Genomic DNA, 14,687 nt, shown 5'->3' on the forward strand with positions numbered 1-14,687 from the left:
AGAGAAAACGTTACGCATCTCATTACGTGCAACATGCAACATTTTAACATGTGGATTAGTAAAAAGCAATCAAATACAGAGAATTAGAAGATCCATCCTGGGTCAAAATACCCATAGGAAGAAAAGAATGAAAGTAGGTATGTACATTATGAACCAAGAGCATCAAATTCAGCTACCCCCTTTTTCGATTCGGACGGATCTTGCTCGTGAGGCGCATGAAATGGCGGTTCAAAAGAGCCAAGAAAAGGGACAAAGTCAGATCTCCGGCGTTCGAATCGAAGAGACAGAAGATCAAGGAATAACGACTAGCTGGATTTGGGTTGACAATGAAGCTGGTGCACAAGAATTGGGGAAAATGCCCGGAACCTATCTTACGCTTGAAGTTCCTGCACTACGTGGCAAAGATTCCGTTCTCCAACAGAGAGTAGCCCAACATTTTGCTAAGGAATTTTCACGCTTTCTTCAAGAAGTTGGAATTGGTCCTGATGCTTCTTGTTTATTAGTAGGTCTAGGGAATCGCAATGTAACTGCGGATGCACTAGGTCCTTTAGTCGTCGAACATTCTATGATCACCAGACACATGTTCTTATTAGCCCCTGATCAAGTGGCGGAAGGGTACCGCTCTGTAGGAGGGATAGCCCCGGGTGTACTCGGAACCACAGGAATGGAGACTAGCGAAATTATCAATGGAATTGTACAACATGCTAAACCCGACTTCATTATTGTGTTTGACTCCCTAGCGGCACGTGCTTTGAATCGAGTAAATACAACGATTCAAGTTGCCGATACGGGAATTCATCCTGGATCAGGCGTAGGAAATAATCGCAAAGCATTAAACAAAGAAACCCTAGGAATTCCTGTTATAGCAATAGGAATTCCTACTGTTGTCGACGCTGTTACGATCGCTCATGATACGATTGATTATGTATTATCCCATGTGAGTCGTGAGATGCAAGGTGTCAAAAATAATCCACTCGACCCTTACAATCGCCCAACCATTCGCGATCTACAGTCGCATGAGGTTCCGTTAGAGACACGGAATCGGATGATGGGCATGATTGGGAAGTTAAGTCCTGAGGATAAGCGAGGGTTGATTAAAGAGGTGTTACAGCCACTAGGGCAAAACTTGATTGTAACGCCCAAAGAAGTGGACGAGTTTATCGGAGATATGGCGAAGCTAGTTGCTCTCGGGGTTAACTGTGCTTTGCATCCAGCTGTTAATAATGAGAATGCTTCGATGCATATGCATTAGGAATGAGATGAGTGATAGCGTTTGGGGTAGAAGTGAAGGACTACGCTAAGTGGGCTTACTAACATCGCTGTGGTCAGATACATTGCCCCTAGTTCATTCCCCTTTACTATCAATCAACAGAGCTTTTGGAAAAAAGGAAGAGCAGTGATTGTCTTTCTTTCAAATTTCTTCTCCAATACATTCTTCCAATACGAGTTATATAAAATGAGCGACTTTCTTAAATAGAAGATCGCTCATTTTTATATGCAACTAATTATTTGCAACCAACAACGATTGCAAATAAGAAACGGCAAACTTATGCGCAGAATGAGCAGGGAATAGGTAGCATTCTCCCTCGCCAATTAGACCACTTACACAATCGGGCTCTTTTTCCACTTCTCTCCCATCGCTGTAAACGGCTCCGAATCGACTTCTATATGATGAGAACAACTTCCATCTTACCTCCCCCATTTCTAGTTAAAAAAACAATCGAGTCTCATAATCTAGTTCTATCAATCTCTACTCTCTCATATTGTGTTAAGGAAACCACAACTGTGGGAGGAATCGAGTTGAAAAAATGGAATTTTGCTAGTTTCACTTCGGTCAATATGTCTGGACAACGAGTCCGTCGAAACTTTGTCATTCTCATGTTGTGTACAGCGGTCATCTTTGCGATCGCAGGTGGCTTTGCGGTGATACAAGCGAAGGTTACAACTCATACAACAGATGGGAACCCTTTTACCTCCCATGTATCAAATCAGACTCTTGTCTCTCTACTAGGAGGAACGATTCCTTATTTAAATGAGAGTGTCAAAACGCCTAGTAAAGATAGTTTGGTCTCTAGGCTCGCTCTCGAATTAATGATGAGTATCGATATAAAAGACCCACGAACCTTTCTCGGTCATGAATTGCCAAGCTTTGCGCTATTTGATACGGAGATTTATCTAGCAAGTGAGGATGTCACGTTTGATTCGATCCCGATCGATACGCCTCCTGATGCGAAGATTGAGGACCAGATTGCGAAAGCGATTGAAAAGGCGGTTCAGAGCGGAGATTTACCAGATGATTCGAAACGTTTAGTGGGAGCGGGTCCTAATATTAAAAAAGTATTTATCTATCACTCTCATTTCTCAGAGTCGTTTTTACCAGAGTTAGGGAGTACCAATCCGAATTCGGCGAGTCATATGAGCAAAAATATCACGATGGTTGGAAAGAGACTCCAGCAAGATCTAGCTAATATGAACATCGGTTCGATTGCATCCAATAAACCGTATCCCTACACGACCGCTTATGCGATGTCTAGGCAGACGGTAGTAGCTGCGATGAAACAAGAAAAAGAGTTGGAGTATTTTATCGACATTCACAGAGATTCGCAGAGAAGGGACCACACTACCAAGAATTTCAATGGAAAAGATTATGCTAGATTTGCCTTTGTAGTAGGGAAAGCGAGTAAAAACTATGCGGAGAACTTAAAGCTAGCGGAGTATTTGCATAAAGAGATTAATCGTCTCTATCCAGGGTTATCAAGAGGTGTGTTCCAAAAACCGAAGACAAGCGGGACGAATGGTGAGTACAACCAATCTCTCTCTCCTAATTCGATGCTTGTCGAAGTTGGTGGAATTGATAATAATTTTGAAGAAACGTATCGAGCGGTTGATGTTTTGGCAAAAGTGTTAGGTGAGAGGATTGTGGACGCAACTCCTGCAAAAGGAACCGTCCCCTCCGCCAAGGAGAAGAAATGAGGTGTCTTCTATGCGCTGGATGATTCAATCAGTCAGCTTACTGGTAATGTTAATCTTAGGCATTTTCCTTGGGATTGATTCTGCAGAGAAGAATATGCAGAAGATACAGGGAACAGAAGGTGCCCCTCGGGCGGTTCAAGTTACTCCTACAGATGGGAAAGTAGAAATTCAGGTACTTGGGAAAGATGTGGTTCTGAATAAAAATGATTCTTTGTTTGAAGATCCATCTCCATCCCCTTCTACCCCGACCCCAGCTCCAGAATCAGGGAAGCCGAAAGCGCAGGCTCCTTCCTCACCACAGCCTAAAGCAGATGCCGCTGCGGGTAGTGGCAGTAGCTTAGCTCAGTTTGGTAATGAACTGGGCGGGGGATTAAAGACGACGACTCGTAAGGTGTTAGACTTCATGTTTGGTTGGACAAGTAATGACGGGGCGAACCAATCTGAACCACATATACAAGGCTCAGACTCAGGTACAACTCCTCCGTGAGGGGGGTTGTATTTTTTATGTTTTCTTTACTCCTAGCAAAAGCCAATCCCCCTCTGTTATAATAAGAAAATGCAATTCGTGCGCCTAAGTAAGCAGGAGGTAACGGGATGGATAGAAAAGAACGTCAGCAACACACCCGTAACTTTTCCATTATTGCTCATATTGACCACGGAAAGTCGACCTTAGCAGATCGCATTCTCGACTTTACGGGAGCTTTGAGTGAACGGGAAAAACAAAATCAATTCCTAGATAAAATGGATTTGGAACGTGAACGTGGAATTACGATTAAATTACAATCAGTTCGGCTTCCCTATAAAGCAAAAGACGGAAACGAATATATCTTGAACCTAATTGATACACCTGGACACGTAGACTTCTCCTATGAAGTATCGCGTAGTTTGCAGGCATGTGAGGGAGCTTTACTTGTGGTTGATGCGGCCCAAGGTGTAGAAGCACAAACTCTCGCTAACGTATACTTAGCCTTGGAGAACGAGCTAGAGATCGTGCCGGTTATTAATAAGATTGATTTACCCGCCGCCGACCCAGAGCGTGTGAAACAAGAGGTAGAAGATGTGATTGGTCTGGATGCGAGTGATGCCGTTTTAGCATCCGCGAAAGCTGGCATCGGGATCGAAGAGATCTTAGAACAGATCGTAGAAAAAGTGCCACCACCAGAAGGCGACCCAGATGCTCCTCTACAAGCACTCATTTTTGATTCTTTTTATGATGCATATAAAGGTGTTATCGTCTATATGCGTGTCGTGAATGGCTCGGTACGTAAAGGCATGAAAATTAAAATGATGGCGACAGAGGCTGTATTTGAAGTGACCGAGGTAGGAGCGTATACTCCTCATCCGGTAGCATTGGATGAGCTTTCGGTGGGGGATGTTGGATTTATTGTAGCCAACATTAAAAATGTAAAAGATACCCGAGTCGGGGATACCATTACAGATGCAATTCGTCCAGCTGCTCAGCCATTACCAGGTTATCGGAAGACAAATCCGATGGTATTCTGCGGATTGTACCCAGTTGAATCCAATGAATATGAGGATCTCCGTGAAGCATTGGAGAAATTAGAATTAAATGATGCGTCACTTGCTTATGAGCCTGAGACCTCCAATGCACTTGGTTTCGGCTTCCGTTGCGGATTCTTGGGACTTCTTCATATGGAGATTATTCAAGAACGCATCGAGCGTGAGTTTAATATTAATTTGATTACAACAGCGCCAAGTGTTGTGTATCGAATTCATCATACAGATGGAACGACAATTGACATTGAAAACCCGTCTCTGTTCCCACCACAACAAAAGCTAGATCGTGTAGAGGAACCTTATGTGAAAGCAACGGTACTGGTTCCGAATGACTATGTAGGAACCGTCATGGAACTTTGTCAGAATAAGCGTGGTAGCTACGTGGACATGAGCTATCTGGATACGAACCGGGTACAGATTGTCTATGAATTACCACTTGCTGAGATTGTGTATGACTTCTTTGATCAATTGAAGTCAAGCACAAAGGGCTATGCTTCGTTTGATTATGAGATGATTGGCTACAAAGAATCTAACTTAGTGAAGATGGATATTTTGCTAAACGGAGAATCGGTGGATGCCTTGTCCTTTATCGTTCACCGTGATCGCGCGTATCATCGCGGGCGGATTTTAGTAGAGAAGTTGCGCAAGCTCATCCCGCGTCAAATGTTTGAAGTGCCAATCCAAGCGACAATTGGACAAAAAGTAGTTGCGCGTGAGACGATTAGTGCCATTCGTAAAAACGTATTGGCCAAATGTTACGGTGGAGATATCAGTCGGAAGCGGAAATTGCTAGATAAGCAAAAAGAAGGAAAAAAGCGGATGAAATCAGTTGGTTCCGTAGAGGTTCCACAAGAAGCGTTCATGGCTGTCCTTCAAGTAGATGACGATAAATAGATAAACATACCGTGATGTGGAATTTTCGATCCACACACGGTTTTTTCTATGGAGGAATCAAAATGGCTCCAAAAGCAATTTACCTGCACATCCCATTCTGTACCCATAAATGTTTCTACTGTGATTTTACTGCCTATGTGGTGGAAGGACAGCCTGTAGAAGAGTATCTGACTGCGATCGATCGTGAGATGGAGGTTACCGTAAGTCAAGTCCCTCCTGGAGAGATCGAAGCGATCTTTATCGGCGGTGGAACACCAACTGTGCTAAATCCGTCGCAGATGAAACGATTTTTAACAAGTATTCGTCAATATTTCCCTAATTGGTCTCCACATATTGAGTATACGATAGAAGCCAATCCGGGCACGACAACCCCAGAACTTCTTGATGTGATGAGAGAGGGTGGGATTAATCGGATTAGCTTCGGTGCTCAAACCTTTCGCGAAGATCTATTAAAAGATATTGGGCGCATTCACGGGGTGTCTGATATAGAGCGAAGTGTGCGGCAGGCTAGGGAAGCTGGATTCGATAATCTCTCTCTGGATTTGATGTTTGGATTACCTAAGCAGACTGTGCAGGATGTGAAAGATACATTAGAACGAGCAGTTGGGCTTCAACCTGAGCACTTTTCTGCATATAGTTTAAAGGTAGAGGAAGGAACACTCTTTCACCATCTATATGAACGAAAAAAATTGCCTCTACCGAGTGAAGATGATGAAGCGCAAATGTATCTTCTGACCCGGCAGTATCTAGCCGAGCATGGTTATGATCAATACGAAGTAAGTAATTTTGCCAAACCGGGACGAACGAGTCGGCATAACAAAACATATTGGTATAACCAGGAGTATTATGGGTTAGGGACTGGTGCCCATGGTTATATGGATGGAGTTCGATTTGCCAATATCAAGGGAGTAAAGGAATACAATGCTCGGTTGCAAAAAGGGGAGCGCCCCGTTGCAGAATCGTATCAAGTGGATCGAAATGAAGATATCGAGAATTTCATGATTCTAGGCCTACGCCTCATGGAAGGGGTAAGCAAAGATACATTTCGGGAGCGCTATAGCATCGAGATGGAAACAGTATTTGGTCATGTGATTGTGCCGTGGATTGAGAAAGGTTTGTTACATTGGCAGGGAGATCGACTTGTCTTAACTGAACAGGGATTGATGTTTGGCAACGATGTTTTTGCGTCATTTTTAGAAAATGCTCGAATTGATTAGGTTTGTTCGTTGACATTTATTTAGACATTTTGGTAAGTTAAATGTAGTATTTTAGCACTCAACTAACTAGAGTGCTAACGAGGGGGGAGGCAGATGTTAACAGAGCGGCAAAAACGTATTCTCTGGGCGATTTGTGAAGATTACATCGAGTCAGCGGAACCTGTTGGTTCTCGTTCTGTGTCAAAGAAGAATGACGTAGGTTTTAGCGCAGCAACAGTTCGGAATGAAATGGCTGATTTAGAAGAGATGGGTTTTTTAGAGCAACCGCATACATCTGCCGGTCGGATTCCTTCACAACAGGGATACCGATTCTACGTCGATCATCTTCTTACTCCTCGAATATGGGGAGATGAGGAGATCCATGCGATCCATAATCTCTTTCCTAAGGATACTACACATATTGAGCAAGCAATTGAACATACTTCTGAACTGTTGTCTCAACTAACCAACTATACATCTGTTGTCATTGGACCTAATCTTCAAGAGCATCGGCTCCGGCACCTGCAGATGATCCCTCTTACAGAACACAGTGCCGTATTTATCATCGTGACGGATTTAGGTCATGTGAACCAGCAACGTGTCCTACTCCCAGAAGGTATGTCGATTTCTGTGATGGAGCGCTTAGTAAACTTACTAAACAAACGATTACAGGGAATCTCTGTGTCTAAGTTACGTCTCGTTGTAGAGCGGGATCTCGCAGATGAGCTAACTCGTTATGTAGCTGAGTATGGTAGCATGATGTTCCTACTTGATCAGATGTTAGCCCCGCAACAAGAAAATCGTATCTATACGAGTGGTACTACCAAGATGTTAGATCAACCTGAATTTCGAGATTTACACAAAATGAAATCGTTGTTAGACTTGCTAGACGGGAAAAATCAATCGATTATTCAGTTACTAAATTCTTCCTCACCGTCAAACGGTGTACAAGTGAAAATAGGAAACGAAATTTCGATTGAAGGCGCTAATCATATTAGTTTGATTATCGCTTCCTTTACTCTTGATTCAGAGTCCATTGGTGCGATTGGAGTTTTAGGGCCCACTCGTATGGAATATGCCAAAGTCATTGGCCTGATGGATGTCATCTCAAAAGATATTTCCAAACGTCTCACAGAACTCTATGAAAAATAATCCTTTTTTTCGTATAATCAAAGGTGTTCATGAACAGGGAAGGAAGTAAGCCAACGTGCCTGACAACAAAGAGCATGTAAGAATCGAGTCTGGTGAGAATCGCCAATTACAAGCACTACAATCAAACGCAACGGCTGTAAAGGCAGTGGCTTCGGCAGTTGAGTCTACAATTGGTCCTAAAGGTTTGGATACGATGCTAGTCAATGAAGCTGGAGAAGTGATCATAACCAATGATGGAGTTACGATTTTAGATCGTATGGAAGTGAGCCACCCAGCGGCGAAGATGATTGTCAATGTAGCCAAAGCACAACAGGCTGAGGTAGGAGACGGTACCACAACGGCTACTCTCCTAGCTACAGCCATTGTAGACGAAGGCGTGAAACAGGTCGCTCGTGGTGTACCGGTAGTCAAAGTGATTGCAGGCATCCAGCGTGGGGTTCGATACGCCTTACATAAAATGAAAGAAAAAGCTCGTCCTATCAGGGAGCTTGAGGATGATTGGTTACAGCGTATCGCATTTACAGCGAGCCGTGAAAATGAAGATATTACAGTGGCTGTTATGGAAGCTGTTCACCTAGTAGGACGTGATAAGCTACTGGAAAACAATTTCAGGCTTTCGCAAGCTGTGGTAGCTCACCCTAGGGCAACAAGTGCTGTCTTCTCAGGAATTCTCCTTAACAAAACGAGAGCAAATCTCCAGATGCCCAGGTATCTAGAAAATGCTCAAGTTCTTGTGCTCGCTGATTCACTTGAATCAGAATGGGTAGATGATGAGTCATTAAGCACCGAAGCTGGCTTTAACAAACAAGAGCATCTTCGCAAGCAATTTCTTGCTGCTCTTGAATCCTTGATGGGGCTGGGTGTAAAGTTAATTGTTACCTCACGAGGGTTAGATTCGCTAGCTGAGGATATTTTGACTGATTCTGGAATAATGGTTATTCAAAGAGTAGCACCAGATGAGCTTCAAAAAGTAGCAGAACATACAAACGCGAAGATATTAAAGCGCAATGGCCTCTATAAACCAATAGAAGAAATCAAGTCTTATCTCGGTTTTGCCGAAGAAGTAGAAGATAACGAAGTATTAGAGAGAGTTCGGGTGAGTGGCGGTAAAGGAAAGCCATTTGCCACCATCTTGGTTAGCGCTGCTACCGATGAAGTAGTAGAAGAACGGGAGCGAATTACCAAAGATGCCGCTTCCGCTGTGCAAGCCGCTGTTCGAGGAGGCTATCTACCTGGTGGTGGAGCGCTTGAACTCTCATTGGCAAGAGACGTAGAAAAGTTCCGCGAAACGGTACAGGGAATGGAACGGTTTGGTGTGGGTGTTGTCTCAGAGGCATTGCTAAGACCGATGACACAAGTAGTTGCTAATGCTGGATTTAATCCATTAGAAAAAATTGAGATGGTAAAGGCATTGCAACTCAAAAGAGAATCGGATTCTCTAGGCATTGACTGCGATCGTGGTGTCGTGGTAGACATGGTCGAGATGGGAGTAGTAGACCCATTATTAATTAAGTTCCATGCATTAGGAGCGGCTGGTGAAGTTGCCACAGCCATATTGCGAATTCATTCCATTGTTCGGATGAAGAATTACTAGAAGAGGAGGGGGATTATGTCAAAAGAACAACTAGACCCTTCACAAGTAGAAAACACAACTCATGAAGATGTAACCCAAGAGGATGTAACAGAGGAATCTGTGAGGGAGCAAGTGCTGACACCTGAAGAGTTGCTTCTAGACCAAATAGAGCAAGCTCAGGTTCAAATGAAGGAGTTACACCAAAAAGCTGAGGAACATCAGCAAAACTACCTTCGGGCTCTTGCTGATTTAGAAAACTATCGTCGCCGTGCTCGTAAGGAGAAAGAAGACGTACTCAAATATGCAAGTGTTCCTTTAGTTGAGTCACTTCTTCCTGTGCTTGATAACTTCGAGCGAGCATTAGACGCGGCAGATGGAAATCAAGATGTAAAAGTGTTACAAGAAGGAATTGAAATGGTGTATCGTCAATTCCTACAGGCCCTTTCCAAGTCAGGACTTACTCTGATCGAAGCTGTGGGCAAACCATTCAATCCACATGAGCACAATGCTGTGATGCAAGTAGAGATGAATGAAGTAGAGCCTGGGACGATTGTAGAAGAGCTTCAACCAGGTTATAAATTTTCAGATCGGATCATCCGTCCTTCCATGGTGAAAATTTCCCAATAAAGAAGGATGAATGTAAAATAGGAGGTTAACTACATGGCTAAAATTATTGGTATTGACTTAGGAACAACTAACTCTTGTGTATCATTTATGGATGGGAATGAACCTGTTGTTATTCCAAACGAAGAGGGAGGTCGTACTACTCCTTCGATCGTTGGCTTTTCGAAAACAGGAGAGCGTTTGGTAGGAGATGCTGCGAAGCGTCAAGCTATCACCAATCCAGATAACACCATCATGTCCATTAAGCGTTATATTGGAACGGATCATAAAACCACTGTAGACGGCAAAGATTACACCCCTCAAGAAATTTCAGCTATGATTCTACAAAAATTAAAAGCAGATGCAGAAGCGTATCTAGGCGAAGCTGTGACACAAGCAGTTATCACTGTACCTGCATATTTTAATGATAGCCAACGTCAAGCGACCAAAGATGCTGGTAAAATTGCTGGACTTGAAGTACTTCGTATTATCAACGAGCCTACCGCTGCTGCTTTAGCATACGGCTTTGAGAAAAACGAAGACCAAACCATTCTCGTATTTGACCTAGGTGGCGGTACCTTTGACGTATCAATCCTATCCTTAGGTGATGGTGTGTTCGAAGTTCTTTCCACTAGCGGAGATAACAAACTAGGTGGAGACGACTTTGACCAAGTAGTAATCGATTACCTAAAAGAGCAATTCAAAAAAGACAATGGTATCGATCTTTCCCACAACAGTATGGCGATGCAACGTTTGAAAGATGAAGCCGAAAAAGCGAAGAAAGCACTTTCTGGTGTTTTAACAACTACGGTTTCCCTTCCATTCTTGACCATGGATGCAAACGGAGCTCCACTTCACTTAGAAGTTACGCTTACTCGTGCGAAGTTTGAGGAGCTTAGCTCTGCATTGGTAGAACGTACTATGGTGCCAACTCGTCGTGCGCTACAAGATGCGAACCTAACTGCAAACGATATCGATAAAGTAATCCTTGTTGGTGGTTCTACCCGGATCCCAGCTGTACAAGAAGCGATTAAAAAACTAATCAGCAAAGACCCATCTAAAGGCGTAAACCCAGATGAAGTAGTTGCAATGGGTGCGGCGATTCAAGGTGGCGTATTGTCCGAAGACGTAACAGGCGTCGTTCTTCTCGATGTAACACCTCTTTCACTCGGGATTGAAACCTTAGGTGGCGTATTTACAAAGCTGATTGATCGTAACACGACGATTCCAACCGAGAAGTCCCAAGTATTCTCTACTGCTGCTGACAATCAAACTTCTGTAGACATCCATGTCTTACAAGGTGAGCGTCAAATGGCGGGTGACAACAAAACACTCGGTCGCTTCCAATTGACTGGTATTCCACCAGCACCACGTGGTCTTCCACAAATTGAAGTAACCTTTAAAATCGATGCGAACGGGATTGTAAATGTTGGCGCGAGTGATAAAGCAACTGGTAAATCGCAAAATATCACAATCCAATCCTCATCTGGATTGTCCGATGATGAGATCGAGCGTATGGTGCAGGATGCAGAACTTCATGCCGATGAAGATAAAAAGCGGAAAGAGCAAGTTGAAATTCTCAACAAAGCAGATCAGTTGATCTTCACAGCTGAGAAAACCGTGAAAGAAATCGGTGACAAAGTAGAAGCCTCTCTTGTGGAAGAAGTAGAGAAAGCGAAAGAGGAATTAAAAGCAGTCTTGAGCAGTGAAGATCAAGATATGGAGAAGGTTGAAGCCGCAACGAATGTATTAGAAGAAAAAGTGCAAGCTCTTTCGATCAAGCTTTACGAGCAACAAGCTCAAGAGGCACAAGCTGCGCAAGCAGAGCAAGAAGATGGTAAAAAAGAAGAGCCAAAGAAAAACGTTGTAGACGCTGAGTACGAAGAAATCTAGGGCTTGAATTCAAACTGGGAGAGGTGACTTGGTGAGCAATCGCAACTTCTATGAAGTACTTGGGGTAGAAAAAGGTGCTTCAGATGATGATATTCGTAAAGCTTATCGGAAACTTGCTCGTAAGTACCATCCTGACGTAAACAAAGAACCAGACGCTGAAGGAAAGTTTAAAGAAGTAAAAGATGCGTATGAAGTTCTGGGAGATGCTCAGAAACGTTCTAACTACGATCAATTTGGTACAGCAGAACCAGGTGGTTTTGCTGGTGGAGGAGCAGGCTTCAATCAAGACTTTGGATTTGGTGATATCTTCGATATGTTTTTTGGTGGGGGAAGACGGGCAAACCCGAACGCCCCCCGCCAAGGAGCAGATCAAGAAGTACGAATCCAAATTGAGTTTAAAGATGCTGTATTTGGAAAAAGTGTCGATGTGCTCATTACGGTTCCGGACAATTGTGATGCTTGTCATGGAACGGGTGCAAAAGAGGGTAGTGAGCCAGAAGTTTGTACAGCTTGTCACGGTAGTGGACAACAAGAAGTGGTTCAAAACACCCCGTTTGGTCGTGTTGTAAACCGTCGAGTTTGTCAAAACTGTCATGGAACAGGTAAAATCATTCGCGAGAAATGTGAACCATGTGCGGGTGCGGGTCGCGTTAAGAAGAAGCGAAAAATCCCTGTGAACATTCCTGCAGGAGTGAATGATGGCGATCAATTACGTGCAGTAGGCGAAGGAGAACCAGGTATTAACGGTGGTCCTTCTGGTGATCTGTACGTAACAATCTTTGTGAAGAAACACGATTTCTTTACACGTGAAGGATTTGACCTCACCTGTGAAGTACCGATTAGCTTTGCACAAGCGGCATTGGGAGATGAAATCGTAGTTCCAACCTTAGATGGTCGTGCTAAATTGAAGATTCCTGCTGGAACGCAAACGGGCACTGAATTCCGGATGCGTGGAAAAGGGGTTCCGCATCATACTGGAGTTCAAGGCGATCTTCGTGTGATGGTAAAGCTTGTTACGCCAACGAAATTAACAGATGATCAAAAAGCGGCATTACGTGAATTTAACCGCCTCTGTGGTGAGTATATCCACGAGCAAAATGACAACTTTTTTGATAAAATGAAAAAAGCATTTAAAAACGACTAAAGGAGAAGCGGGCGATGGTGCCCGTTTTTCTTTATCTAGGGGGACCTAGCTTGAAATGGACGGAAGTGTGTGTACATACGACTAATGAAGCGGTAGAAGCAGTTAGCAATTTATTAATCGAGTTAGGTGCAGATGGCGTATCGATCGAAGATTCTGAGGTGTTAACACGGAATTGGACGAATCAATATGGAGAGATTATCGATCTGAATCCAGATGATTATCCGGCAGAAGGTGTACGAATTAAGACGTATTTGCCAGAGATGGTATCAGGTGATGAGTTTATCAGCCAAGTAAAGGCCGGATTACAAAATATAAAAGAGTCTGGTTTGGATGTAGGACTAGCTAAGGTTACGGGTCGGGAAGTGGACGAGGAAGATTGGGCAAATGAATGGAAGCAGTATTATAAGCCGATCCGAGTAACGGAGAAACTTACGATCAAGCCATTTTGGGAAGAATATACCCCAACCAGTGAAGCGGAACAAGTAATCGAGCTAGATCCGGGTATGGCGTTTGGGACAGGAACACATCCAACGACAACATTATCGATGAAGTTAATGGAGAAGTATTTACATCCAAACTGTACGGTAGTCGATGTAGGATGTGGAAGTGGGATTTTAAGTATTGCGGCAGTTAAATTAGGAGCCAAGCAAGCTCTAGCGCTAGATCTCGATCCAATTGCAGTTAAAAGTGCCAGTGAGAATGTGGTGTTAAATGGTGTTGAAGAGATCGTACAAGTGAAAGAAGCAGATTTACTGAAGGGGATGGGAGAGCGTACGGATGTTGTGGTAGCAAATATCTTAGCTGAAATCATCGTATTGTTTACGCATGACTTGCCCCGTGTACTAGTACCAGGTGGTATTTTTATTGGATCTGGTATTATTGAAGAAAAAGCGGACCTCGTTATCCAGTCGCTTAAAACCAATGGTCTTCAGATCTTGGAAACGGTTTACCAAGATGGTTGGGTAGCGATTGCGGCGAAAAAATGGTAAACTGGTAGGAGTTTTGTATGCAGAGATACTTTATCGATCCAGAGCAAATCATGAATCAGACCATTGTGATTACAGGTGATGACGTTCATCACATAAAAACCGTGATGCGCTTTAAACCAGGAACTACGATCCTCGTAGCAGATGGAACAGGAGCCGAATATATCACGGAAATAGAGGAATACGATCAAGATCGTGTATGTTGTCGTGTGATAGAAATGAGAAGTGCACGTGGAGAATCACATACTCGTGTAACCATTGCTCAATCGATGCCCAAAGGGGATAAGTTTGAGTTGATTCTGCAAAAAGGTACGGAACTTGGAGCGAGTCGCTTTCTTCCCTTTCACTCGGAACGAACGGTAGTAAAGATCGAGCCGAAGAAGGTAGCGAAAAAATGGGACCGTTGGCAAAAAATCTCCAAAGAAGCAGCGGAACAAGCACATCGTGGACAAGTTCCCACCGTGGAGACGCCTATCTCATGGAAACAGCTATTGCAACAAATTGAGTCCTTTTCGGGGACTGTTTGGATTGCCTATGAAAAGGGTGGTAAACCCTTAATGCAAGCGATTTCTGAGACGAATAAGGATCAGATTATGGTCGTAATTGGTCCGGAAGGTGGATTTTCGGAGAAGGAAGTAAAGGAAGCGAAGCACGCAGGGGCGATTCCTCTATCTCTAGGAAATCGTATTTTGCGTACGGAGACGGCTTCTCTAATGGTGCTTTCCTGTATCTTTTTTGCTCGTCATGAACTTTAG

Annotated in this window: 13 protein-coding genes; 12 read left to right on the forward strand and 1 reads right to left on the reverse strand. The window is 43.6% G+C overall.

The features are described 5' to 3' along the window. Positions 1-127 precede the first annotated feature (127 nt). Entirely contained in the window at positions 128-1,252 is a 1,125-nt protein-coding gene (gene gpr / locus J2Z48_RS01935) for a GPR endopeptidase (RefSeq protein ID WP_370872845.1), read from the forward strand. A gap of 249 nt (positions 1,253-1,501) precedes the next feature. Here gpr and J2Z48_RS01940 read toward each other — a convergent pair whose 3' ends face one another. Further along, positions 1,502-1,681 (reverse strand): hypothetical protein, encoded by a 180-nt coding sequence (locus J2Z48_RS01940; RefSeq protein WP_307250503.1) that lies wholly within the window; start codon positions 1,679-1,681, stop codon positions 1,502-1,504. Between the two features lie 119 nt (positions 1,682-1,800). Between J2Z48_RS01940 and spoIIP the strand changes: the two genes are divergently transcribed. The 11 genes from spoIIP (at position 1,801) to J2Z48_RS01995 (ending at position 14,687) form a co-directional block, all read left to right on the forward strand. Continuing rightward, complete coding sequence (spoIIP, locus tag J2Z48_RS01945; RefSeq protein ID WP_307250505.1) at positions 1,801-2,973, forward strand: stage II sporulation protein P; 1,173 nt, start codon at positions 1,801-1,803, stop codon at positions 2,971-2,973. Between the two features lie 10 nt (positions 2,974-2,983). After that, complete coding sequence (locus J2Z48_RS01950) at positions 2,984-3,460, forward strand: DUF3679 domain-containing protein (protein ID WP_307250961.1); 477 nt, start codon at positions 2,984-2,986, stop codon at positions 3,458-3,460. 107 nt (positions 3,461-3,567) lie between these two features. Next, on the forward strand, positions 3,568-5,385 hold the full coding sequence (lepA, locus tag J2Z48_RS01955; RefSeq protein ID WP_307250507.1) for a translation elongation factor 4: 1,818 nt from the start codon (positions 3,568-3,570) through the stop codon (positions 5,383-5,385). Between the two features lie 62 nt (positions 5,386-5,447). After that, entirely contained in the window at positions 5,448-6,602 is a 1,155-nt protein-coding gene (hemW, locus tag J2Z48_RS01960) for a radical SAM family heme chaperone HemW (RefSeq protein WP_307250509.1), read from the forward strand. 93 nt (positions 6,603-6,695) lie between these two features. Further along, entirely contained in the window at positions 6,696-7,733 is a 1,038-nt protein-coding gene (gene hrcA, locus J2Z48_RS01965) for a heat-inducible transcriptional repressor HrcA (RefSeq protein ID WP_307250511.1), read from the forward strand. Positions 7,734-7,788: 55 nt separating this feature from the next. Further along, positions 7,789-9,327: a TCP-1/cpn60 chaperonin family protein gene (locus J2Z48_RS01970; RefSeq protein ID WP_307250513.1), complete on the forward strand. Its 1,539-nt coding sequence runs from the start codon at positions 7,789-7,791 to the stop codon at positions 9,325-9,327. Positions 9,328-9,342: 15 nt separating this feature from the next. Continuing rightward, positions 9,343-9,933, forward strand: a complete 591-nt coding sequence (gene grpE, locus J2Z48_RS01975; protein ID WP_307250515.1) for a nucleotide exchange factor GrpE — start codon at positions 9,343-9,345, stop codon at positions 9,931-9,933. A 33-nt stretch (positions 9,934-9,966) separates the two neighbouring features. Further along, positions 9,967-11,802, forward strand: coding sequence for a molecular chaperone DnaK (dnaK, locus tag J2Z48_RS01980; protein WP_307250517.1), 1,836 nt, complete (start codon positions 9,967-9,969; stop codon positions 11,800-11,802). Positions 11,803-11,830: 28 nt separating this feature from the next. Next, complete coding sequence (gene dnaJ, locus J2Z48_RS01985; protein WP_307250519.1) at positions 11,831-12,946, forward strand: molecular chaperone DnaJ; 1,116 nt, start codon at positions 11,831-11,833, stop codon at positions 12,944-12,946. A gap of 50 nt (positions 12,947-12,996) precedes the next feature. Next, complete coding sequence (gene prmA / locus J2Z48_RS01990; RefSeq protein ID WP_307250963.1) at positions 12,997-13,935, forward strand: 50S ribosomal protein L11 methyltransferase; 939 nt, start codon at positions 12,997-12,999, stop codon at positions 13,933-13,935. A 17-nt stretch (positions 13,936-13,952) separates the two neighbouring features. Further along, a complete protein-coding gene (locus tag J2Z48_RS01995; protein ID WP_307250522.1) occupies positions 13,953-14,687 on the forward strand; it encodes a 16S rRNA (uracil(1498)-N(3))-methyltransferase in 735 nt (244 codons plus the stop codon).

This window comes from Croceifilum oryzae (assembly GCF_030814315.1).
GTDB lineage: Bacteria > Bacillota > Bacilli > Thermoactinomycetales > Thermoactinomycetaceae > Baia > Baia oryzae.